This window comes from Celerinatantimonas sediminis (assembly GCF_046054195.1).
Classification (GTDB): domain Bacteria; phylum Pseudomonadota; class Gammaproteobacteria; order Enterobacterales; family Celerinatantimonadaceae; genus Celerinatantimonas.
Genome location: NZ_JBEQCS010000012.1, coordinates 1 through 21,335, shown reverse-complemented (window position 1 = coordinate 21,335; position 21,335 = coordinate 1). Strand labels below are relative to the sequence as shown.

Below are 21,335 nucleotides of genomic sequence, written 5' to 3'. Positions count from 1 at the left end.
TTCGTTTTATAACTTAGTTAGAGTAATTGTTATGTACCTATAGGCACAGATAAAAGGAACGATGCGATGAGTGAACAAAGAAACGTTGCCGAAAACATTGCGGGTGATGAAGTATTGCAGTGGGTGACATTTCAATTGGAAAATGAAACCTATGGTATCAATGTAATGCAAGTCCAGGAGGTCCTTCGTTACAATGAGATAGCCCCGGTTCCTGGTGCCCCTGAGTACGTTTTGGGCATTATTAACCTGCGTGGTAATGTCGTCACCGTAATCGACACCCGCTCTCGTTTTGGTTTGCCACCTGCTGATGTCACAGACAATACGCGAATTGTGATTATTGAGGCAGAGAAACAAGTCATCGGTATTTTGGTCGATAGCGTTGCTGAAGTAGTTTACCTGCGTAGCAGTGAAATCGATACTGCGCCGAATGTTGGTACTGAAGAAAGTGCTAAATTCATTCAAGGGGTCAGTAACCGTGATGGTCAGTTGTTGATTCTGGTAGATTTGAACAAACTGCTCTCTGATGAAGAGTGGGATGAGATAAGTTCTATATAACTGGATGAATTGGATTAATTTTATAGCCCCTGTAGTGGCGGTCGTTTGTGCCTTGGTTCTGATAAGTTCCATTCGGATTTATCAGCGCAAAGTGACCGCCCAACAGCAAAAATTATCGAGTTTTGAGCTTTTAACCAAGCGGGTGGTTAAGAGCAATGAAAGTTTAAATAAGCAGTTAGTTGAAGTTCATGCTGCCAATTATGCTATGGCTCATCGCATAGCTGATCTTGAATCGATGGTTGAGCAGACCATGAATCGGCAAAATGAAATTGTCACTCAAGACCCTGATAGTAAACTTTATTCACGCGCTGTGAAAATGGTTGAGTTAGGTGCTGATATTGAGGAAGTGATGCGAGAGTGTGAGTTACCTCGGGCTGAAGCGCAGTTATTGTATACACTCCATGGCAAACCTTTAACTAAATAGCTTGAACAGCGTATTAAGTGTCTGGATAGAAATTCAAAATATTTAGACTTTATCATCAATATGAGCGTGAATATTATTCCAGTGGTCGGGAAATTTTCCCTGTAGAACATAGGAAAAACTAATCAGCTCGGCGATAATGATGTAAAGAGATTGCGGAATTTGTTCATCAAGACTCAGTTGATCTAGCATTGCCAGCAACTGCTTATCTTCATAAACCATAATGCCTGCGTTTTTTGCAGCTGTAATGATCTCTTGAGCTAATTGATTGTACCCCTTGGCTACAACTTTGGGGGCATTTTTGCCATCGTATCCAAGCGCAACCGCCGCCTGTTCTTTTTCACTCATATCGTAATATCCAATAACCGAGATTGTTTAGGGGCCAATGTTTGTGGAACAAGCCCTAGTTGTGCCCCTAGCGTTAGTTTATTCATGCCAAGCTCGCCCAGACGCTCTTTTAGTGCTTGTTGATAGTGATTTACTTTGGCAAGCCAATCTTGACTAGGGCAGTAAAATTCTATGGTCGTGTTTTGCTCTTGATCGAGCAGTATATCAGCCAGAATTCGAGTATCCGGCGCCACCGGTAATAGCATCTTCAGATGCCATTGAGAGCGATTATTGCCAGAGGCTGCACGCTGCTCTATTTTTGCCTCGACTTGATGCAGGTTTGCATTTATGGGCAGCGGTACGTTGAGAAAAAGTGGCGGTGGATTATTATCTTGCTGCGATACACTCGCAAGCTGTGCATTCATACTTTGCCCGGCTAACTGCTTTAATGACTCGCCTACGGCCTTACCGAGTTGCAGATCTTTGCTTAGCTCATCAATAAGTTGCTGAGGAATATTTTGTTGTTGTTTTAACAGTTGTGCAGCATTGGCCGAGAGCTGCGGGCTGATGAGCGCACCCAATAATAAATTAAACGGATTTGCCAAAGGATTTGATTGGCTCATGGATGCGTTCATTGGCCGAAATTGTAATAGCTGCTCTAGTAGTGATTTAGTTTGGTTGGCATGCAGCGGTTTTTCCCACTGTTTGAGCCAAGTGATAAGCTGGCTTAACACACTACTGGTCGCAGGTGTTTGGGTCTGGGGAAACTTCACCGCTTGAGAAGAATCTAACAACGTGCTGAGTAAACTCAACATTGAACTTGCTGGATTGATTGCATTGGTTGAATTGACCGGGGCCGTAGCTGCGCTATGAGCCACCTTCGGAGCTTGAGGTGCTACAGGTGGCGTTGGTGCGACCACAGATTTAGGTGGTGGAGTAACTTTCATAAAGCCCCTATATCAACATTTAGACCAGCAAATCCTCACTGGTATTGTTAGTCTAGCAAGCTTTATTTATCCGCTACAATAGTGTTTGTTAAGGGGCTTTGTGCGCCTGTTGTTTTTGCATAAATTCGGCAGCGCGTTGTTTGGCATCTTTCATATCTTGCTCTTGCATCATATTGCCAACTAAACGCCGAAATTGCGGGCCAATGAGCTGATGCAAAAAGCGAAATAATGCTGAACGCTCTAGCAGAGCTGTTTTCATAAAGCGGATACATCCCTGACAGCGCTCATCATGGCAGATATAATCTTTTTTGGCATGAATTCCGTGGATAAATGCCATCAAATACATCCCTGCCACCAATGGATCGCGAATCAAATGAAACCACCAATGCTTCTTATAGCAGCGATACATCAGCATTAATGTGCAGCTGCGACAGCTTCCTGACACTTGTCCGTTGTGATTTGACATATCTTTCCCTCCAGCTTCTTATGATTTTATTTTGAACTGTTAATTAGTGTTGACTCATTAATAGAATGTGCATATTGCAGTTAAAGAACATTGATGTTGCGCATAGATAGGCTCGTCGGGAGCATTTAAATTCATGTATAATTGTTCATAGTTTAATTGGTTGTGTGAAATAAGCTCTGCAAAATGAGAATTTCTCTCATATATGATATATATACATGCTTGTATCTATGAACAGATGTCTTAAAGAATCACTATAAAAACGACAAGGGTTGTGCGAGTGACGAGAAATGTACTAATTCGGATGAGTTTCATTTTGGCCGCGATGATGATGTTAGCAGGATGCTCAAGCACATCATCTAACCAAGGTAAGGACAGTCCATCAACTGCCCAGACAACAGAGCAAGCGTCGTCGCAGGCAAGTAATAGCTACCAGAATCATGATCCATTAGAACCTTTTAACCGGGTTATGTGGAATTTTGACTATAATTATTTAGATAAACCTATTTATAGACCCGTTGTTCATGGGTATGTAAACCATGTTCCCAGTGCTGGTCGCAGAAGTTTAAATAACTTCATGCAAAATCTGGAAGAACCTGCCAGCATGGTTAACAATTTATTACAGCTGAAATTTAAAGCAGCACTAGATAACTTTACCCGGTTTGTCTTTAACAGTACGTTCGGATTTTTCGGGGTTGTCGATGTGATGGGGCGTGCGGGTGTTGAACGTCATCTGACTGATTTCAGCGACGTATTAGGACATTATGGCGTGGGCGATGGACCATATCTGATGTTGCCTGTTTTAGGGCCATCTACACCGCGCCAGATAACTGGTGACATTGTTGATCAGTTCTATTTCCCATTCACGCAATTGAATATGGTGGAAAAAGCTGTTCGCTGGACCGTTAACGGGTTGAATCGACGGGCATCCGTTATTGATCAAGAAGGTGTGGTTGATAATGCGTTAGACCCGTACAGTTTTGTCAGAAACGCTTATATGCAATATCGTCGTTATCGTTATTATGGTGGTAAACCACCTGAGCAAAAAAGCCAGCAGGTTGACGTTAGTAAATATATGGATGAGATCGAAGGGGATAATTAGATGTTAACAAAAGCTCATTTAGTCTAAAGTCATTTTTGATTAATAAATAAAAAAATAATTAATCTTAATGAGTAACAAGCAATTAAAACTAAGCGGCATCAGAATATTAATCATTGATGCTGATGTAGTTTTCGCTAAACGGATGGAAACCTATTTCTGCCGTCTTGGTGCATCTGTGACGTTAATCCACGATGGCTATCAGGTTGTGAGTGCCTGTGACTGGGCAAATCCAGATATCATATTCGTTGATTTTGACGCCAGTGATGATGCAAGTGAAAAGTTGCTTGCCTATTTGAGCGAGGGGCCATGGGCATGTATTGCCATGTCTTTAAAAAGCGATCTCAAGCTGATTCGCAGTGCTCTGCAATTGGGCGCTGTGGATTTTCTGATAAAAGCGGGTTGTGAATTTGACCAGATTGCTGACATCATTTTAAGTAGTATTCGAAAACTTCCCCAACTTAAAGAAGACTATCAACGAGCTGAACTTCAAGAACACTTTTCGTTTTTAAAAGAAAATGACCTTGCTGCTAGCCAGCTCTTTATGCGCATGTTACCTGAGTCAGGAATGCAGTTAGGTAACTATCTGTACATCTATCAGTTAAAAGGCAGTTCTCTGTTGCCATTGGTTGCTAATCTCGATGAAACACATTGTGCTATTGTTGTGATTGATTTTGGATTGTTAACGAGTGAAATGTCGATAGCGGCAGTTATTTTACATTCTTTGTTGCAAGATGCTTGGCGAGTTTATCAGCAATATGGCGAGTTATTGGCGATTCAGCCTGCTAAATTAATGGATCAAATCAACACGATTTTGTTAAGTAGCCAACTGAGTGAACCAATTGGTATGTTCTATTGTGTGGTGAATCACCAACAAGTCCAAGCTGTCAATGCCGGTATTATTGACCTGCCAGAACCTTTTCATCAGGCTGATATGGGGTTGGGGGTTTTTCATGGGGCAACTTACCGCGTTAAGCACCAAGAAGCTCATCCGCAGGGGCTTTATTTCTCGTTAGCAAATCAACTCGGGGATCGCTTAAGTTTTAAACTTTGTCCTCTGAATGAACCGGTTTTATAACCTTTTTGTTTTATTTTGGTAAAATTATTTGACCAAACACTGTCTTTGAATGTTTGACATCAGTATTTAGCCTAATTATAAATGGGTGAGAAAGATATCAAAAAGGTCATTATGAGTGAATCATCCTCTTGGCATTTGTTGTATTGCAAAGCCAGAAACGAACAAAGAGCTGCAGCTCACTTAGCGAATCAGAATATTGTAAGTTTTTTCCCGGTATTTTCTTCTGAGCGAATTATCCGCGGCAAACGAACTGTCGTGACTGAACCTGTTTTCCCAAATTACTTGTTCATCGACTTGTGTAATGAACAGATTAGTTACACGACGATTCGCTCAACACGAGGTGTTTCTGATTTTGTGCGCCAAGGTCAAACGCCTGTCACAGTGCCAAAAGAACTTGTTTACGATTTAATGGCGCGCTCTGATTCTTTAGAGCTAAATCAGCAGATAGAAGCAAAATGCAGTCGTTTACCCAAAGGGGGCGATAAGGTTTCTATCAAAGATGGTCCATACAAAGGGCTTGATGCGATTTATCAAAAGGCAGATGGTTTAGAGCGCTCGATTTTATTAATCAAATTGATTCAGCAACAGGTCGAAATTACGATTGATAACAAAGCGATTGAGCTGTAAATCGTATCTTGTTTATCATCTATTCAGAGCCGTTTCCCTTAGCCTAAGGGAGGCGGTTTTTGCATTTATAGACGTTTATTTTTAATACCCTCATTAAAAGTCGATGAAATTTCTCTCAATAAAATATAAATAATTGTTCTAAGTAGAATGCATAACTAAGCCGCATTGGAATAATGATTCTTGTATACTTTTTCTCATCGAACGTGAAATGCCTTGTGGGCAAACCTTTGGTGATGAATCGCACGAGTGGGAAAGTTTGAATAACGATTATTCAATTGCTATTGCTTTATCTATGCTCGCGACATCCGTTCAGTACAGCCGATTTGGGCCATAAGAACCAATCACTTTTGCATTAAATGTATTTAGCGCCTGATGATGGTGTGAAGGAGTAATCATGAGTACACAGTCGGTATCAGCAGATCAGCTGACACACCTAAAAGCTCTAGAAGCTGAAAGTATCCAGATCATTCGTGAAGTTGCCGCTGAATTTGATAATCCGGTGATGCTCTATTCAATTGGTAAAGATTCTTCAGTGATGCTGCATTTGGCTCGTAAAGCTTTTTATCCAGGCAAGATTCCATTTCCATTTTTACACGTTGATACAAACTGGAAATTTAAAGAGATGATCGCGTTTCGTGATCGCATTGCTAAAGAGTTAGACCTTAATCTGCTGGTTTATAAAAACCCAGAAGGGTTAGCCATGGGAATGAATCCATTTACCTTTGGCAGCGCGACTCATACAGATGTCATGAAAACTCAAGCATTAAAGCAAGCTCTTAATAAATATAAATTTGATGCCGCCTTCGGTGGTGCTCGTCGTGATGAAGAAAAATCACGAGCGAAAGAGCGAATCTATTCATTTCGCGATAAAAACCATCGTTGGGATCCGAAAAATCAGCGGCCTGAGCTTTGGCATACCTATAACGCCAAAGTGAATCCTGGCGAAAGTATCCGCGTTTTCCCTCTCTCTAACTGGACTGAGCTTGATATTTGGCAATATATCTATTTGGAAAATATTGAGATTGTCCCTCTGTACAAAGCCGCTGTTCGACCGGTTGTTGAACGCGATGGCGCGCTGATTATGGTTGATGATGACAGAATGCCCGTTGAACCTGATGAAATACAACACAAAATGGTTCGTTTTAGAACGCTTGGTTGTTATCCATTAACGGGGGCTGTTGAGTCGCATGCGACGACACTACCAGAAATTATTCAAGAAATGCTATTGGCTAAAACTTCTGAACGACAAGGGCGAGTGATTGATAAAGACAGCTCTGGCTCGATGGAGAAAAAGAAAATGGAAGGTTACTTCTAAGCCACGTTTTTGCCGTTTACTTGTGTTCTGAATTTTATAAAAGAGGCCGTTATGACGACTCAATCTACGTTAATCGCTGATGATATTGAAAGTTATTTAAAACAACATGAACAAAAACAGCTCCTGCGCTTTTTAACCTGCGGGAGTGTCGATGATGGGAAAAGCACCCTGATTGGTCGGTTATTACATGACTCTAAAATGATCTTTGAAGATCAACTAGCTGCTATCAAACAAGATTCTAAACGCTTTAATACAACCGATGGTGAGTTTGATTTAGCGCTGTTGGTCGATGGTCTGCAATCTGAGCGTGAGCAGGGGATCACCATTGATGTAGCGTATCGCTATTTTTCCACCGATAAACGCAAATTTATTATTGCCGACACCCCCGGACACGAACAGTACACGCGCAACATGGCAACCGGGGCTTCAAACTGTGATTTAGCCGTGGTGATGATTGATGCTCGCCACGGTGTTCAGGTTCAAACCAAACGCCATAGCTTTATCGTCTCTGAGCTGGGCATTAAGCAGGTGATTGTTGCAATTAACAAGATGGATTTGGTTGAATACTCACAGCAGCGTTATCAGCAAATTGAGCAAGAATATCGACAGTTTGCAGATAAACTGAAAATCGATACCATCCATTTTGTCCCTATCTCTGCACTGCGCGGTGATAATGTTGTAAACAAAAGTGAGCATACGCCTTGGTATAACGGCCAGACATTAATGCAGCTTTTGGAAAGCGCGCCTATCGATCATGATTACAAACCATCACTATTTCGCATGCCTGTTCAATATGTGAACCGTCCGAATTTGGATTTTCGTGGGTTTGCAGGCTCTATAACAAGTGGCAGCATCGCTGTTGGCGAGCAAATTACGGTTTACCCGAGTGGGCAAACCGCCAACGTGAGCCGCATTGTGACATTTGATGGCGATTTAGAGCGAGCTTTTGCTCCAATGGCAGTGACCCTGACGCTGGATAAAGAGATTGATATTAGCCGTGGTGACTTGCTTGCCAGAGGCGAGCTCAAACCTCAAGTTGGCAGCAGTGTAAGTGCCCACTTAGTTTGGATGAGCGAAGACGCGCTACTTCCTGGTAAAACGTATGACTTTAAACTGGCAACGAAAACAACCAGTGGTCATATCAGTAAAATCGAAGCTCGCATCGATGTGAATACCTTAGAGCGTCATCCCGCCGAGCAGCTAGCGCTTAACGAACTTGGGTTAGCGAATGTTGAATTTTCTCAGCAACTGGCGTTTGACCGGTATGATGATACCCGTGATACCGGTTCATTTATCATTATCGATCGCCTGAGTAATGTGACTGTAGGGGCGGGTATGATTCAGCAGCAAGGTCAGGATAAACGCCAAAACAGCTCTTATAGTGAGTTTGAGCTTGAGCTAAATGCGCTGATTCGTAAGCATTTCCCTCACTGGCAAGCTAAAGATATTTCGGTATTAGACTAATGTATCTTTCCGGATCTGCTGTTGCTGTTCTTGCCATCTTTGGTGCGACGCTGATTGGTTTGATCCGTTTTCAACGCCAGCCAGCTGCCGTGTTTGCTGTAGTGATGCTGGTGTTGTACGCCACCAATTTAGTAAGTACTAACCAATTACTGTCATCCATCAGTAACCCCGGGCTGTTGACGCTAACACTTTTGGTTTTATGCTCTATAGCCCTTGAAAAAACCCGCTTACTGCGTGTGCTGGCTACCTTTATTTTACGACCATCGCTGGCAACTAGCGGGTTTCGTCTCTATTTGTTAGTGGCGGCAAGTTCAGCATTTTTAAATAATACTGCCATTGTTGCTTCTCTTTTAGCTCCTGTTCGCAACAATCCATATCACGCGCCCAGCAAGTTATTATTGCCGCTCTCTTATGCGGCGATTTTGGGCGGGACTCTCACATTGGTTGGGACTTCGACCAATTTAATTGTCAGCAGTATGTATCGCAGTGTCGGTGGTAGCGGTTTGCACTTTTTTGACTTCACCCTGATTGGCTGTGTGCTGGTGTTGGTCTGTGGGGGCGTGCTGTTTTTAACGATTCGGTGGTTGCCAGAGAATCCTGCGGAGCCGGGGCACTATAAACATTATTTGATTGATACCCAAGTCGGTGAGGGTTCGCCGCTGATTGGTAAAAGCCTTGAAGCAAATGGCTTGCGTCATCTGGAATCGCTGTTTGTCGCTGAGCTGGTTCGTGATAAACAATTGATGAGCCCCGTTCATCCGGGGCAACTGATTCAAGCAGGGGATCGGCTTATTTTTAGCGGCGATGTCGCGCAGGTAAGTCAGCTGCGTCAATTCCCTGGGCTTGATACTTTCGCTGATAGTAATGGCTTACTTGGATCAAATTTAACCGAAGTCGTGATTCGTCCCGAGAGTATGTTAATCGGTAAGACTTTAAAATCTGTTAATTTTCGCTCACGTTTTGATGCTGCGGTTGTAGCTATTCGCCGCGATGGTGAACCGGTATCGGGTAAATTGGGTGAAGTAGTTTTGCAAAGCGGTGATTTTCTGGTGTTGGCTGTCGGTCCTGACTTCTCTAGCCGCGATAATTTAGCGAAAAACTTTATCCACTTGAGCGGCGTTGCTATCTCAAAACATTTAACTGGTTGGCGAGAATGGCTTGCAATCGGTGGTTTCATCTTAGCAATCTTGCTCTCGGCCATTGGGGCCATTCCGCTTTTAAAAGGTTTGGTGGTGCTACTGGGCATTTTGGTTTTTTCTAATTGTCTTAGCGTCAATGAACTGGTGCGGCGTTTTCCTCGGCAGCTGTGGTTGATTGTTGCATCCGCATTGTTGCTCTCGCAAGCGTTAACCAACAGTGGATTAGCCGCTCAGTTAACTCACGCATTAATTCCCTTGGCACATCTTGGTTACGGTTGGCTGATGATCGCGATGTTATATATCGTGACCTGGTTACTGACTGAGCTTGTGACGAATAATGCTGCTGCTGCGTTAGTGTTTCCATTAGCTTGGGGAATGGCACAGGCGGCTGGCATTAATCCGATTGGACCGCTGATGGTGGTTGCATACGCAGCAAGCGCCAGTTTTATTAGCCCCTATGGCTATCAAACCAATTTAATGGTCTACAATGCTGGCCATTATCGAATTAGTGACTTTTTAAAAGTCGGTGGCCCGCTGGCACTAATTTATGGTGTAATCGTGATAACATTAGTGCCAATTGTGTTTCATTAACAGCGCTTTGATAAAGGCTTATTTAGTTAATAACCTTTTGAATAAAATAGGATAATTCATGCAGCAAGTTAGTCAGGATGTGACATGGCATCAGGCTTCAGTTAGCTCAGAGCAGCGCCAGCAATTAAATGGTCATCGCAGCGTTTTGTTGTGGTATACCGGATTAAGTGGCTCAGGCAAATCAACAATTGCCAATGCTGTTGATGTAAAACTTCATCAACTGGGTGTGCATGGCTATGTGCTCGATGGTGACAACGTTCGCCATGGTCTAAATGGTGATTTAGGGTTTAATGACCAAGACCGAGTTGAAAATATTCGGCGCATCAGCGAAGTTGCTAACCTGATGGTGGATGCTGGGCTTGTGGTAAGCACCGCTTTTATCAGTCCCTTTATTCAAGACCGTGCCCAGGCTCGCCAATTACTTGGGGAGCGTTTCATTGAAGTCTTTGTCGATACACCCTTAAGTGTCTGTGAACAGCGCGACCCAAAAGGGCTTTACCAAAAGGCTCGGGCGGGTGAGATTAAACATTTCACTGGGATTGACTCAGCTTATGAAGCCCCCGTTACTCCGGAAGTCCATCTTAAAACCGATTTGTTCTGCATTGAGCAATGTGCTCAGCAAGTGGTTGATGTGTTAGTTGCCAAACAAGTGATTAGTCAGAGTTCGTTATGAGTAATATTGATGTATTTAATGGCGATGCTGATGGCATTGTTGCTCTTTTGCAATTGCGTTGGAGTAATCCTAAACAAAGCACTCTGGTCACAGGGGTGAAACGCGATATTCAGTTACTAAAAAAGGTTAGCGTCGAAGCTTTCGATAATGTCTGCGTTTTAGATATCTCAGCTGAGCGAAACAGTGATGATTTAATAAGGATTCTTGACGCTGGGGCGCAGGTCTTTTACGTTGATCATCATCGCTGTGGCGACCTTCCTCACAGTCCTAATCTTGTCACTCGCATTGACCCAGATCCTTATCAATGTACTAGCACATTGGTGGATCAATATTTAAATGGTGCCTATCGTAGCTGGGCTATTGCAGCTGCATTTGGGGACAATTTAACGGAAACAGCCATTAAGCTCGCTGATTCATTAGCTTTAAGCGAGAAACAAACTCATTTTCTTAAAGAGCTCGGGATTTTGCTCAATTATAATGGGTATGGGCGAGAGGTAAGCGATTTGCATTACCATCCCGCGCAATTGTTTGAGCGATTACGCGCTTATCCCGACCCGTTTGAGTTAATGGCGCTTCAAGATTCCGTATTTACGAAATTGCAGTCAGCCTATCAACAAGATATGGCACAGGCAAAAAGCTCACCTATTGCTTATCAAAGCGATAGTGCTGTTATTATCTCGCTTGCTGACGCGCCATTTAGTCGCCGGGTGAGTGGTGTTTATGGTAATGAATTGGCAAACCAAAATCCGGATCGAGCCCATGGCGTTGTCACTGATAACGGTGATAGAACCTATACGGTGAGTGTCCGAGCGCCGATTAACCGCCGTGGTGGCGCTGATGAAATCTGTTCACAGTTCCCAAGTGGTGGGGGACGTGCGGCCGCAGCCGGAATTAATCAGCTCCCTCATGATGAGCTTGAACATTTCTGGCAAGTTCTCAATAGCTACTATCAAACCCATTAATTGGGTAGATGAAATACCCCTCCAAGGCTTTGTGTTAGTTCTCTGGCAACCTGTTCAAGAGCAACACGAGCACTTTCCAACGATTGTACCTGATGGTGCATTCGTTGGGAGTTCAGCGTCAAAAATGGAATCGTAATAATCGCAATTAGCTCTTGTGCGCGTGAAAATATCGGGTAGGTAATATTGGTTAACCCGCTTACCTGCGGGCTTTCGCCAATGTGGTAGCCTTGCTTAAGTATCGGTTCGATTGCATCTAACATTAATTGGCGCTCTTGTGCGCTGGCATGACATTCATGAAGGATCTGCTCTTGTTGTGTTTGGCTACTATAGGCGAGCAAAAGATAGCCACTACCGGATCCAAAGATATCAATGATTGCCCCCAACCTTAAACTAAAGCCCATTTTATAAGGACTTTCTTGCCTTGCGATAACTAACAGCCCTCCCGCTTGATAAACGCTTAAATGGCAAGATTGCTGAGTCGATGCGCTTAGCTGTTCCATTGCTGGATTGGCTGCGCTTAGCAGACGCTCAGTAGGAGGGTGGCGATGCGATAGCTCAAATAACTTTAAGCTTAACTGATAGCAACTCGTTCGGGAATCCAGGCTAATATAGCCACGTTTTTCAAGAACACACAGCATGCGAAAAATTTCATTTACGCTGCGATCGAGTGCTTTGGCAATTTGCCGGGTATTTAGCCCTGTTTCAACTTCACTGAGTAATTCTAATATATCCAGTCCCTTATCAAGGGCAGGGGCTTTATAAATCGTTTTTTTCTCGGCCATTCTTGGGTAAACCCTTAAGCATCGATAAAGATGCAATGAACTATGGGAAGCCAGTCACAATAAAATAATATATCAAATATAAAATTAATTTCTTATATATAAATTAAAAGTGATATGGAGCCCTCATTATGGATATTCGTTACTCAGCATCTCCAATGGATGCTAAGCACTATGACACCGATAAGCTGCGCCAAGAGTTCTTAGTTGAAACTTTGTTTGTGCCCAATCAGGTACAATGTACATACAGTCATGTTGATCGCATGGTAGTGCTCGGGATTGAACCTGTGAGTCAGCCTCTTGTGTTGGGCGATTTTTTAGAGCCAAAACACTTTGGCACCGATTATTTCTTAATGCGCCGGGAATTAGGCATTATTAATATCGGCGGCAGTGGTAGTGTGAGCGTTGATCAGCAAAGTTATCAGTTGAATCATTTTGATGGCTTATATGTGGGACAAGGCGCTCAAGAGCTTTGCTTTAAAAGTGATGATGCAAATCTCCCGGCTAAATTCTATGCGGTCAGCTCACCTGCCCATTGTCACTATCCAAATCAGTTTATTTCACAAAAAATGGCAAAAAAAGTTCAAGCCGGTCAAGCTGAGAACTCAAATCAGCGGGTTATTAATCAGTATATTCATCCAGATGTTCTGCCCACCTGCCAACTATCGATGGGATTAACTCAGTTAGCATCCGGGAGTGTGTGGAATACGATGCCTGCTCATACCCATGAACGGCGTATGGAAGTCTATCTATATCTAGATTTAAGCGATGAAAACATCGTTTTTCACTATATGGGAGAGCCAACCCAAACCCGCCATATTATTGTTCAAAATGAACAGGTTGTTATCTCTCCAAGCTGGTCAATTCATTCCGGGTGTGGAACGAGTAATTACAGTTTTATTTGGGCTATGGCTGGCGAGAATCAGACCTTTGATGATATGGACCACGTTTTACCCAATCAGATGCGTTAATGGATGGGCAATTGCCTGCATGAGCAGGCAATTGTAAAGCTATTTTAATGCCAACTGAGCTTTATCATGTTCGAGTAATTTGGGGCCAATCCCTTTGACTTTGGTTATCTCACTAATGTCTTTAAATGGGCCATGGGCCTTTCTATAGGCAATAATTGCATTTGCTTTAGATGGACCAATACCAGAGAGCTCAGAAAGTTGCTCCGCGTTGGCTGTATTAATGTTTATTGGCATATTTGCCGCCATCACCGGTAAACTTGCCGCAAAGAGTAGTGAACTAATTAGAAATTTAGATTTTGCATTCATAATGTTTGATAGCCTATTTGTTCAGGTTTAATTTATTGAGTATTTTATCATTAATATTTTAAAGGCTCAACTCAAGTGATTCACTAATAGAATTACTGGATATTAATCCAGTGTCCGTTTAAGCTATTCTCAACTATAAGCAACGGAAAAAGAGATCGTGATAGGACGGCTTCGAGGAATTTTAGAACACAAACAACCCCCGTATGTATTGGTTGATGTCGCTGGCGTTGGTTATGAGCTACAACTGCCGATGAGTTGCTTTTATCAGCTGCCCGAGATTGGTCAGACGGTTACTTTAATTACCCATTTTGTTGTTCGTGAAGATGCCCAATTACTCTATGGGTTCCATGATGAAGCCTCAAGGCGATTGTTCAGAGAGCTTATAAAAGTCAATGGCATCGGTCCAAAAGTCGCGTTGGCTATTTTATCAGGGCTCAATACTCAACAGTTTATTCAGGCTATTAATCATGACGATATTAGCGCTCTGACCAAACTTCCTGGGGTTGGTAAAAAAACTGCAGAGCGGCTTCTGGTTGAGATGAAAGACCGGCTTAAAAACTGGAGCACTGAACCATCCGATGATTTGTCGATGACCACGAGTGCCTCTTCTGAACAGAGTCTTTTGCAAGAACCGGTGAGTGCTAAAGAAGAAGCGATTGAAGCGTTAATTGCGTTAGGCTATAAACCTGCGATGGCCGAAAAAACGATTGGCCGGCTTTCAAGTGATGGGCTCACAAGTGAGCAGCTCATTCGTTCTGCGTTAAAGAGTATGGTTTCTTAATTTAGGTAATTTTTGTCATGATTGAATCAGATCGATTAATTAGCGCCGCGGCCCAAACTGAAGACGAATTTGTCGATCGAGCAATGCGTCCTAAAACGCTTGCTGATTACACCGGCCAAGCCGATGTCTGTGAGCAACTTGGGATTTTTATTGAAGCTGCCCGTAAGCGCAGTGATGCTCTGGATCATTTGCTGATTTTCGGCCCTCCAGGATTGGGTAAAACCACTTTGGCCAACATCGTTGCCAATGAGATGGGCGTGAATATCAAAACGACCTCAGGGCCAGTTTTGGAAAAAGCCGGTGATTTAGCGGCCTTGCTCACTAATCTTGAACCTGGGGATGTGTTATTTATTGACGAAATCCATCGTTTAAGTGCGGTGGTTGAAGAAGTGCTATATCCGGCGATGGAAGACTATCAGTTGGATATTATGATTGGGGAAGGCCCGGCTGCTCGTTCCATTAAATTGGATCTTCCACCATTTACGCTGATAGGGGCAACCACTCGGGCGGGCATGTTGACTTCGCCTTTGCGAGATAGGTTTGGGATTGTGCAGCGTTTGGAGTTTTATAACACACAAGACTTAACCCAGATTGTGACTCGCAGTGCCCATTACCTGAATATGTCAATGAGCCCCGATGGAGCTGAAGAAATAGCCAGACGTTCGCGAGGAACACCGCGAATTGCGAATCGATTATTGCGTCGAGTACGCGATTTTGCGGATGTTCGCCACGATGGTTTTGTCGATTGTGATATTGCTTCACAGGCACTAGCGATGCTTAATGTTGATGAAGCAGGTTTTGATTATATGGACACAAAACTACTAAGTGCGATGATTGAGCGCTTTGATGGCGGGCCTGTTGGTTTAGATAATATAGCGGCTGCTATTGGCGAAGATAAAGAGACCATTGAAGATGTGCTTGAACCTTTTTTGATTCAGCAGGGCTTTTTACAGCGTACCCCTCGCGGTCGCATCGCAACCGATCGGGCATTTTTGCACTTTGGTAAAGTGAAACCTCAGATAAAATAAATGGATTTTTATCAAAAGTCGCCCAAAGTCTTTTTTTATTTATTTGTTCTTAAAATTATCAATAAGATATCTCTTTTTGGGAAAAAGGGATAGTAATTGCTAGAATCAAATTTTTGACATGTTAAATCGCTAAAATGGGGTAGGTTTTAATATTATTACCTAACATCTAGGTAAATAAGTGTTTTCCCTATCCTTACAAACAAAATTGATTCAGTTATAGTAGAGCAATTGCGTTAGTCGATAAGGGTCTTTGTGTAGTCGAATGGCACAGTTAACACTAAGAGTTTATTATGAGGACACCGATGCCGGAGGCATCGTATATCACGCCAACCATTTGAAATATATGGAGCGTGGTCGAACCGAAATGCTTCGAGAGTTTGGTTATGAGCAAGACGTATTGATGGCCGAAGGGTTATCCTTTGTCGCTTCTGAAATAAATATTAAATACCATCATCCGGCTCGTTTTAACGAATTATTGACTGTAACAACCGAGATCGAAAAATTACGTCGGGTCGGGATTTTATTTCACCAAGCGATCCACAATCAGGAGTCAGTATTGATTGCAAGTGCGGATGTGATGATCGCATCGATTGATCCTAACTTAATGAAACCCAAAGCAATTCCAGCCAAAATGAAAGAGGTCTTCCAGCGTGCACTCTGAAATTTCAATCATTGGTTTATTTTTGCAGGCGAGCATTTTAGTGAAGCTCGTTATGCTGATTTTATTGTCCATGTCGGTTATTTCATGGGCAATGATGCTCAGTCGACGCAAACAATTTAACTATGCGCAGAAATCTTCTGGTCGCTTTGAAAAACAATTCTGGTCAGGAGTTGATCTCAATAAACTCTATCAAGAATGCAATGCTCGCTCGGACCGCTTAGTCGGAATGGAGCAGATTTTTCATAGTGGTTTTAAAGAATACGCAAGGCTTCATAAAAGTGGGCAGCGTGAACCCGATACCATTATGGATAGTACTTATCGGAGTATGCGGGTTAGTTTTTCTCGGGAATTAGAAGAGCTGGAAAACCAGTTGCCTATGTTAGCAACGATTGGCTCAATTAGTCCTTATATCGGTTTGTTTGGAACGGTCTGGGGGATCATGAGCGCGTTTATTGCCCTTGGTGACGTTCAACAAGCGACTTTATCAATGGTTGCCCCCGGTATCGCTGAAGCGTTGATTGCAACCGCTATGGGGTTATTTGCGGCGATTCCCGCTGTTATTGGTTATAACCGCTTTACCACTCGCCTTGCTCGGATTGAAAACCACTACACCAATTTCATGGAAGAGTTTTACGGTATTTTATCTCGTCAGGTGAACAGCCAAACTCGGAGTGAATCGTGAGAACACCTTTACCAGGGCACTATCGTCCGCGCCGTAAAGTTGTCGCGGAAATTAATGTCGTGCCATATATCGATGTCATGCTGGTGCTGTTGATCATCTTTATGGTAACTGCACCGCTTATTACGCAAGGGGTGAAAGTTGACTTGCCTCAGGCTGACTCGCAGCCACTGCCAAAAGATTCTCAGCCGCCATTAGTGGCGACAGTGGATGCTCATGGCAATTATTTTTTAGATGATGGTTCTAATAATGCGAATGCTCATAAACAGTTGTCTGCTCAGCAGATGGTTGTTAAAGTGCGGGCACTATTGCAACTTAACAAAAACAGACCTGTCGTCGTTCGCGGGGATAAGAATGCACGCTATGATCAGGTGATTGCCTTATTGCAGCTATTAAGCCAACAGGCCGGGGTTCCATCTGTCGGATTGATGACCCAACCGGACGACCATTAGTAATAGGATTAGTAGTTTGAAATCATCTTATCGCCTCAGTATTGTCATCTCAATCGTATTGCATGTGTTGTTAATTGCAGCACTATCATTATCTTTTTCATTCAAACATAAACCAGAGCAACCCACTGCTTCATCTAAGCCGATTATTCAGGCGACCGCTGTTTCTCAGCAGCAAGTTGAGCAGCAGGTAGAGCGGTTAAAACAAGAACGTTTGAAAAAGCGCCAAGATGAGCAAAAACGCTTAGATGATATTAAGAAGCGACAAGAAGAAGCTCGAAAACAAGAATTAGCGCAGCAGAAAAAACTCAAGCAGCTTAAGCTTCAGCGCCAACGTGAAGAAGCGCAACGTAAAAAGGCTGAGTTAGAGCGTAAACTAGCACAGCAAAAAGCAGCAGCGGCTGAAAAAGCTCGTAAACAGGCGCAAGCTAAAGAAAAAGCTGCCGAAGAGGCAGCTGCAAAAGCTGAAGCTAAACGAAAAGCCCAAGAAGCTGCTGAGCGTAAAGCTGAAGCTGAGCGCAAAGCCAAAGAAGAGGCTGCTCGTAAAGCGCGTGAAAAAGCGGCTGCATTAAAACGTAAGCAACAGGCAGAGCAGCAGCTGCTTAACGATATGAAAGCTGAACAGCAGGCTCGCCGTAATAGGCAAGTTCAGTCTGAGATCCAAAAATATCAGGCCATGATTACCTCTGCGATTCAGCAAAATGTAATTATTGATAATTCATTAAAAGGTAAAACCTGTAATTTGACCGTGACCTTGGCACGCAATGGTTTTATTGTAAATGTCAGCAATGTTAAAGGTGACCCAAGAGCATGTAGCGCTGCAACATCAGCTGTTTATAAGACTCAGCAGGTTCCAGTCTCATCTGATGCAGATGTGTTCGCTAAAATGAAAGTTTTAAATATTACACTTAAACCCGGTGGTTAAATGATGAAATTTAGAGCGTTACTAACGTTAGGGCTATTACTACTTTCTTCACGCAGCTTTGCAGCCCTAGATATTCTGATTACTCAGGGGGTTGATTCAGCTCGGCCAGTGGCTGTTGTTCCTTTTAAATGGACTGGAGCCGGGGCATTACCAACTGATGTAAGCAAAGTAGTCGCTGATGATTTGCGTCGCAGCGGGAAGTTTAATCCTATTGCCGTTGCCAAAATGCCACAGACCCCTCATCAGGCTGATAACGTTGATTATCAGAAATGGGCTTCAATGGGGGTTGAAGGGGTTTTAGTTGGTCAAATTAGTGAACCGACGCCTGGTAAATATCAGATTCAATATCAGCTGGTGGATGCAGTTCAAGGGCAGATGGGAGGAGCATCAAAATTACAAGATGGCCAGTTGGTTCAAAATAACCAACATATCTTGCTCAGCCGCACTGGAACCGTGGGTGCTAAACAGTTGCGCCAGTATGCGCATTTGATCTCTGACAGGGTTTATAAAGCTTTAACGGGTGAGCGAGGGGCATTTCTAACTCGGATTGCCTATGTCGTTTATAACCCGAAAGCAAAATACCCATATCAGCTGCGGGTGGCGGATTATGATGGCTATAACGAGCGGGTTTTATTGCGCTCTCATGAGCCGGTATTTTCTCCTGCGTGGTCACCTGATGGTAAACAGCTTGCTTATGTGAGCATGGAAAACCGCCGGGCCAATATTTATATTCAGGATCTTTATGCCAGCAATGGTCATCCGGCTCAACGTCACAAATTGCCACATTATCCGGGGATCAACAGTGCTCCAGCGTGGTCGCCAGATGGTAAAAATATGGCATTAGTGCTCTCTAAAGATGGCAACCCTGAGGTTTATATCGAAAATTTAGCATCGCACCACCTGACGCGTGTCACGAATAGTCCTCGAATCGATACTGAGCCAAATTGGTCTCATGATGGTAAATCTATCTTCTTCTCCTCAGAACGAGGCGGTAACCCACAGATTTATCGCTATAACCTCGCGGATCGCTCTATCACACGAGTAACTTGGGAAGGGGATATGAACTTAAGTGCCGAAGTCGCGCCTGATGATCAATTTATCGCCATGGTTAACCGTACCAATGGGGAATATCGAATTGCCCGTCAGGATTTGAAAACGGGTTATATGCAGGTTTTAACCAATACCTCTTTGGACAAATCCCCAAGTATTGCACCAAACGGCAGTATGATTATTTATAGTACTGTTGTGAAACATCGACAGGTTCTCGCGTTGGTCTCAACCGATGGCCGTTTTAAAGCAACTTTGCCCGCTCGCGATGGAGATGTTCGTTCGCCAGCATGGTCGCCTTTTTTAACTAATAATTAATATCTTTTTGATAAAAGGAAAATTAAATGCAACTACAAACTTACTGTAAAGGCCTTCTGATTGCACTGACCCTGGGTGCGTTAACCGCATGTAGTACTCACAGTGGTACATCTGGTGCTAATGGTAGTCAAACAGCTGGTTCAGCAAGTTCAAATGGTAGCCAGCAGAGTGGCCAAGATGGTGTTCAAATTGGTTCTGCTGACCAGGTTCTTACTCCTCAAGAACGCCAACAGAAACAGCTTGATGAGCTGAAACAAAATCAAACTATTTATTTCGATTTCGATAAATCGACCATTAAAAGTGAATTTGTTAAATTGTTAGAAGATCACGCGGCATTTTTGCGTAACCACCCATCTGTACATGTTCTGATTGAAGGTAATACCGATGAACGTGGTACTCCAGAATATAACATTGCTTTGGGTGAACGCCGTGCAAAAGCTGTTGCTCAATACCTGGAAAGCTTAGGTGTTTCAGCTGATCAGATCTCAACAATTAGTTATGGTGAAGAAAAACCTGTTGATAATTCACACACCGCAGATGGCATGGCGAAAAACCGTCGAGCTGTTTTAGTATATTGAGAGAATCATGAAGCAGATTAAACTGTCAGCGGCTGCACTAGCAGTCGCCTTTTTTGCAAATATGAGTTATGCCGAGGCTCCGGTAACGGATTTGAGCTCTCAGCCTACAGCAACAACGATTACTGCTGCTAACTCCCAAAGTTCATCGACCGATAATTCATCAACATCGGTTGGGAGTGCAAACTCATCACAAGTTCAAGCGCCTAATTTACAAGGAATGAATTTTGATGACACGGCTGATTTGACCCAAGAACAGCGAATTGCTCGATTAGAGCGAATGTTTAATGCCCGAAGCTCTTCTCAGTTGCAAATTCGCCAGCAGCTCAATCAGCTTTCAGATAGATTAGCCCAAATTAACGGGCAGATAGAACAACAGCAGCATCAAATTGCCCAGATAGTGAAGCGTCAGCGCGACTTGTATCAAGAACTTGAACGTCGCTTATCTGATACAAAACCGTCTGCTCAATCTACTGATGCTGCTGGTCAGAAAAATGCTGCAGATAATGAGCCGGTGATTGGTGGCGATGGTGAAGCTGATTATGAAAATGCTGTGAAGCTTGTGATGCAAGATCGTAAGTTCGATGAGGCTATCAGTGCTTTTGAAACATTTTTAACTCAGCATCCTAAGTCGAGCTATCTACCCAATGCCCATTATTGGTTAGGACAATTGCAATTTACGCAGGGGCATCAGGATAAAGCGCTTGCTCAATTTGAAACGGTAGTTAAGCAATTTCCCGATTCAAATAAAGTTCCTGAGTCATTACTTAAATTGGGGCAATTGGTATTACAAAGCAAAAATGTAAGCCAAGCCAAAGATTATTTTAATAAAGTTATTCAAAATTATCCCCAGTCTAGTGCGGCAGATTTAGCTAAAAATCAGCTTAAATCACTTAAATAATATTCGCCTATCGCCAATTGCCTTGGGTAATTGGCGATAAGTGGCCTGTTTTTTCGTCAGTAAACGCCTTTTGAGGTGAACACTTGCTTATTTGCTAAGCAAACGATCGAAAAGATAAAGATTTCTATTGCACATCACCGCGAAATCCGTATTATAGGCCGCCGTTAAGACATGAACGGGTCGTTAGCTCAGTTGGTAGAGCAGTTGACTTTTAATCAATTGGTCGCAGGTTCGAATCCTGCACGACCCACCAT

Annotated in this window: 25 protein-coding genes and 1 tRNA gene; 21 read left to right on the top strand and 5 right to left on the bottom strand. The window is 43.2% G+C overall.

Going from position 1 to position 21,335, the window contains the following annotated elements:
- The first annotated feature begins 66 nt into the window (after positions 1 to 66).
- Both ABTQ23_RS13790 and ABTQ23_RS13785 read left to right on the top strand, forming a co-directional pair.
- The gene (locus ABTQ23_RS13790; RefSeq protein ID WP_408616319.1) at positions 67 to 555 is read left to right on the top strand and encodes a chemotaxis protein CheW; all 489 of its coding nucleotides are present in this window, start codon (positions 67 to 69) and stop codon (positions 553 to 555) included.
- A 4-nt stretch (positions 556 to 559) separates the two neighbouring features.
- Positions 560 to 979, top strand: coding sequence for a DUF2802 domain-containing protein (locus ABTQ23_RS13785; RefSeq protein WP_408616318.1), 420 nt, complete (start codon positions 560 to 562; stop codon positions 977 to 979).
- Positions 980 to 1,021: 42 nt separating this feature from the next.
- Here the strand turns inward: ABTQ23_RS13785 and ABTQ23_RS13780 are convergent, their stop codons facing one another.
- The 3 genes from ABTQ23_RS13780 to ABTQ23_RS13770 form a co-directional block, all read right to left on the bottom strand.
- Positions 1,022 to 1,324: an EscU/YscU/HrcU family type III secretion system export apparatus switch protein gene (locus tag ABTQ23_RS13780; protein WP_408616317.1), complete on the bottom strand. Its 303-nt coding sequence runs from the start codon at positions 1,322 to 1,324 to the stop codon at positions 1,022 to 1,024.
- Positions 1,321 to 2,250, bottom strand: coding sequence for a hypothetical protein (locus tag ABTQ23_RS13775; RefSeq protein WP_408616316.1), 930 nt, complete (start codon positions 2,248 to 2,250; stop codon positions 1,321 to 1,323). Before ABTQ23_RS13775 ends, ABTQ23_RS13780 begins: the two co-directional genes overlap by 4 nt.
- 88 nt (positions 2,251 to 2,338) lie before the next feature.
- Positions 2,339 to 2,716, bottom strand: a complete 378-nt coding sequence (locus ABTQ23_RS13770; RefSeq protein ID WP_408616315.1) for a nitroreductase — start codon at positions 2,714 to 2,716, stop codon at positions 2,339 to 2,341.
- A gap of 277 nt (positions 2,717 to 2,993) precedes the next feature.
- On the opposite strand from ABTQ23_RS13770, the gene ABTQ23_RS13765 reads away from it, so the two are divergent.
- From ABTQ23_RS13765 to ABTQ23_RS13730, 8 genes are all read left to right on the top strand, one after another.
- The gene (locus tag ABTQ23_RS13765; RefSeq protein WP_408616314.1) at positions 2,994 to 3,815 is read left to right on the top strand and encodes an MlaA family lipoprotein; all 822 of its coding nucleotides are present in this window, start codon (positions 2,994 to 2,996) and stop codon (positions 3,813 to 3,815) included.
- A 67-nt stretch (positions 3,816 to 3,882) separates the two neighbouring features.
- Positions 3,883 to 4,890: a response regulator gene (locus tag ABTQ23_RS13760; RefSeq protein WP_408616313.1), complete on the top strand. Its 1,008-nt coding sequence runs from the start codon at positions 3,883 to 3,885 to the stop codon at positions 4,888 to 4,890.
- Between the two features lie 111 nt (positions 4,891 to 5,001).
- Positions 5,002 to 5,517: a transcription/translation regulatory transformer protein RfaH gene (gene rfaH, locus ABTQ23_RS13755; protein WP_408616312.1), complete on the top strand. Its 516-nt coding sequence runs from the start codon at positions 5,002 to 5,004 to the stop codon at positions 5,515 to 5,517.
- A gap of 394 nt (positions 5,518 to 5,911) precedes the next feature.
- Entirely contained in the window at positions 5,912 to 6,832 is a 921-nt protein-coding gene (gene cysD, locus ABTQ23_RS13750; protein WP_408616311.1) for a sulfate adenylyltransferase subunit CysD, read from the top strand.
- 51 nt (positions 6,833 to 6,883) lie between these two features.
- Positions 6,884 to 8,296, top strand: coding sequence for a sulfate adenylyltransferase subunit CysN (cysN, locus tag ABTQ23_RS13745; protein ID WP_408616310.1), 1,413 nt, complete (start codon positions 6,884 to 6,886; stop codon positions 8,294 to 8,296).
- Positions 8,296 to 10,026: an SLC13 family permease gene (locus ABTQ23_RS13740; protein ID WP_408616309.1), complete on the top strand. Its 1,731-nt coding sequence runs from the start codon at positions 8,296 to 8,298 to the stop codon at positions 10,024 to 10,026. Before cysN ends, ABTQ23_RS13740 begins: the two co-directional genes overlap by 1 nt.
- A gap of 58 nt (positions 10,027 to 10,084) precedes the next feature.
- Positions 10,085 to 10,699 carry an adenylyl-sulfate kinase gene (gene cysC, locus ABTQ23_RS13735; RefSeq protein WP_408616308.1) on the top strand — a complete coding sequence of 205 codons (615 nt, stop codon included), beginning with the start codon at positions 10,085 to 10,087 and terminating at the stop codon, positions 10,697 to 10,699.
- Entirely contained in the window at positions 10,696 to 11,661 is a 966-nt protein-coding gene (locus ABTQ23_RS13730) for a DHH family phosphoesterase (protein WP_408616307.1), read from the top strand. The genes cysC and ABTQ23_RS13730 overlap by 4 nt, the downstream gene beginning before the upstream one ends.
- Here ABTQ23_RS13730 and ABTQ23_RS13725 read toward each other — a convergent pair.
- A complete protein-coding gene (locus ABTQ23_RS13725; protein WP_408616306.1) occupies positions 11,658 to 12,443 on the bottom strand; it encodes an IclR family transcriptional regulator in 786 nt (261 codons plus the stop codon). The two genes, ABTQ23_RS13730 and ABTQ23_RS13725, sit on opposite strands and share 4 nt — an antisense overlap.
- Before the next feature lie 128 nt (positions 12,444 to 12,571).
- On the opposite strand from ABTQ23_RS13725, the gene kduI reads away from it, so the two are divergent.
- Positions 12,572 to 13,411, top strand: a complete 840-nt coding sequence (kduI, locus tag ABTQ23_RS13720) for a 5-dehydro-4-deoxy-D-glucuronate isomerase (protein ID WP_408616305.1) — start codon at positions 12,572 to 12,574, stop codon at positions 13,409 to 13,411.
- A 39-nt stretch (positions 13,412 to 13,450) separates the two neighbouring features.
- Here the strand turns inward: kduI and ABTQ23_RS13715 are convergent, their stop codons facing one another.
- Entirely contained in the window at positions 13,451 to 13,717 is a 267-nt protein-coding gene (locus tag ABTQ23_RS13715; protein WP_408616304.1) for a ComEA family DNA-binding protein, read from the bottom strand.
- Between the two features lie 157 nt (positions 13,718 to 13,874).
- On the opposite strand from ABTQ23_RS13715, the gene ruvA reads away from it, so the two are divergent.
- The 10 genes from ruvA (at position 13,875) to ABTQ23_RS13665 (ending at position 21,334) form a co-directional block, all read left to right on the top strand.
- A complete protein-coding gene (ruvA, locus tag ABTQ23_RS13710) occupies positions 13,875 to 14,498 on the top strand; it encodes a Holliday junction branch migration protein RuvA (RefSeq protein ID WP_408616303.1) in 624 nt (207 codons plus the stop codon).
- A gap of 17 nt (positions 14,499 to 14,515) precedes the next feature.
- On the top strand, positions 14,516 to 15,526 hold the full coding sequence (gene ruvB, locus ABTQ23_RS13705; RefSeq protein ID WP_408616302.1) for a Holliday junction branch migration DNA helicase RuvB: 1,011 nt from the start codon (positions 14,516 to 14,518) through the stop codon (positions 15,524 to 15,526).
- Between the two features lie 262 nt (positions 15,527 to 15,788).
- Entirely contained in the window at positions 15,789 to 16,187 is a 399-nt protein-coding gene (gene ybgC / locus ABTQ23_RS13700) for a tol-pal system-associated acyl-CoA thioesterase (protein WP_408616301.1), read from the top strand.
- Positions 16,177 to 16,869 (top strand): protein TolQ, encoded by a 693-nt coding sequence (gene tolQ, locus ABTQ23_RS13695; protein WP_408616300.1) that lies wholly within the window; start codon positions 16,177 to 16,179, stop codon positions 16,867 to 16,869. Before ybgC ends, tolQ begins: the two co-directional genes overlap by 11 nt.
- A gap of 77 nt (positions 16,870 to 16,946) precedes the next feature.
- Positions 16,947 to 17,318: an ExbD/TolR family protein gene (locus ABTQ23_RS13690; protein WP_408616414.1), complete on the top strand. Its 372-nt coding sequence runs from the start codon at positions 16,947 to 16,949 to the stop codon at positions 17,316 to 17,318.
- 16 nt (positions 17,319 to 17,334) lie between these two features.
- The gene (gene tolA, locus ABTQ23_RS13685) at positions 17,335 to 18,240 is read left to right on the top strand and encodes a cell envelope integrity protein TolA (protein ID WP_408616299.1); all 906 of its coding nucleotides are present in this window, start codon (positions 17,335 to 17,337) and stop codon (positions 18,238 to 18,240) included.
- A 3-nt stretch (positions 18,241 to 18,243) separates the two neighbouring features.
- The gene (gene tolB / locus ABTQ23_RS13680) at positions 18,244 to 19,605 is read left to right on the top strand and encodes a Tol-Pal system beta propeller repeat protein TolB (protein ID WP_498038936.1); all 1,362 of its coding nucleotides are present in this window, start codon (positions 18,244 to 18,246) and stop codon (positions 19,603 to 19,605) included.
- A gap of 26 nt (positions 19,606 to 19,631) precedes the next feature.
- Positions 19,632 to 20,183 (top strand): peptidoglycan-associated lipoprotein Pal, encoded by a 552-nt coding sequence (gene pal / locus ABTQ23_RS13675; RefSeq protein ID WP_408616297.1) that lies wholly within the window; start codon positions 19,632 to 19,634, stop codon positions 20,181 to 20,183.
- A gap of 7 nt (positions 20,184 to 20,190) precedes the next feature.
- On the top strand, positions 20,191 to 21,081 hold the full coding sequence (gene ybgF, locus ABTQ23_RS13670) for a tol-pal system protein YbgF (RefSeq protein WP_408616296.1): 891 nt from the start codon (positions 20,191 to 20,193) through the stop codon (positions 21,079 to 21,081).
- A 177-nt stretch (positions 21,082 to 21,258) separates the two neighbouring features.
- Positions 21,259 to 21,334: transfer RNA gene (locus ABTQ23_RS13665), tRNA-Lys, on the top strand.
- The last annotated feature ends 1 nt before the right edge of the window (position 21,335 follow it).

What these genes read in the sequence shown, in the direction of transcription:
- ABTQ23_RS13715 (WP_408616304.1), bottom strand. Translation starts at nt 13,717, where the DNA reads ATGAATGCAAAATCTAAATTTCTAATTAGTTCACTACTCTTTGCGGCA.
- cysD (WP_408616311.1), top strand. Translation starts at nt 5,912, where the DNA reads ATGAGTACACAGTCGGTATCAGCAGATCAGCTGACACACCTAAAAGCT.
- ybgF (WP_408616296.1), top strand. Translation starts at nt 20,191, where the DNA reads ATGAAGCAGATTAAACTGTCAGCGGCTGCACTAGCAGTCGCCTTTTTT.
- ruvB (WP_408616302.1), top strand. Translation starts at nt 14,516, where the DNA reads ATGATTGAATCAGATCGATTAATTAGCGCCGCGGCCCAAACTGAAGAC.
- pal (WP_408616297.1), top strand. Translation starts at nt 19,632, where the DNA reads ATGCAACTACAAACTTACTGTAAAGGCCTTCTGATTGCACTGACCCTG.
- ABTQ23_RS13780 (WP_408616317.1), bottom strand. Translation starts at nt 1,324, where the DNA reads ATGAGTGAAAAAGAACAGGCGGCGGTTGCGCTTGGATACGATGGCAAA.
- cysC (WP_408616308.1), top strand. Translation starts at nt 10,085, where the DNA reads ATGCAGCAAGTTAGTCAGGATGTGACATGGCATCAGGCTTCAGTTAGC.
- ABTQ23_RS13730 (WP_408616307.1), top strand. Translation starts at nt 10,696, where the DNA reads ATGAGTAATATTGATGTATTTAATGGCGATGCTGATGGCATTGTTGCT.
- ABTQ23_RS13760 (WP_408616313.1), top strand. Translation starts at nt 3,883, where the DNA reads ATGAGTAACAAGCAATTAAAACTAAGCGGCATCAGAATATTAATCATT.
- ABTQ23_RS13770 (WP_408616315.1), bottom strand. Translation starts at nt 2,716, where the DNA reads ATGTCAAATCACAACGGACAAGTGTCAGGAAGCTGTCGCAGCTGCACA.
- ABTQ23_RS13790 (WP_408616319.1), top strand. Translation starts at nt 67, where the DNA reads ATGAGTGAACAAAGAAACGTTGCCGAAAACATTGCGGGTGATGAAGTA.
- ybgC (WP_408616301.1), top strand. Translation starts at nt 15,789, where the DNA reads ATGGCACAGTTAACACTAAGAGTTTATTATGAGGACACCGATGCCGGA.
- ABTQ23_RS13690 (WP_408616414.1), top strand. Translation starts at nt 16,947, where the DNA reads ATGCTGGTGCTGTTGATCATCTTTATGGTAACTGCACCGCTTATTACG.
- ABTQ23_RS13775 (WP_408616316.1), bottom strand. Translation starts at nt 2,250, where the DNA reads ATGAAAGTTACTCCACCACCTAAATCTGTGGTCGCACCAACGCCACCT.
- ABTQ23_RS13785 (WP_408616318.1), top strand. Translation starts at nt 560, where the DNA reads ATGAATTGGATTAATTTTATAGCCCCTGTAGTGGCGGTCGTTTGTGCC.
- ABTQ23_RS13740 (WP_408616309.1), top strand. Translation starts at nt 8,296, where the DNA reads ATGTATCTTTCCGGATCTGCTGTTGCTGTTCTTGCCATCTTTGGTGCG.
- kduI (WP_408616305.1), top strand. Translation starts at nt 12,572, where the DNA reads ATGGATATTCGTTACTCAGCATCTCCAATGGATGCTAAGCACTATGAC.
- tolB (WP_498038936.1), top strand. Translation starts at nt 18,244, where the DNA reads ATGAAATTTAGAGCGTTACTAACGTTAGGGCTATTACTACTTTCTTCA.
- ABTQ23_RS13725 (WP_408616306.1), bottom strand. Translation starts at nt 12,443, where the DNA reads ATGGCCGAGAAAAAAACGATTTATAAAGCCCCTGCCCTTGATAAGGGA.
- cysN (WP_408616310.1), top strand. Translation starts at nt 6,884, where the DNA reads ATGACGACTCAATCTACGTTAATCGCTGATGATATTGAAAGTTATTTA.
- rfaH (WP_408616312.1), top strand. Translation starts at nt 5,002, where the DNA reads ATGAGTGAATCATCCTCTTGGCATTTGTTGTATTGCAAAGCCAGAAAC.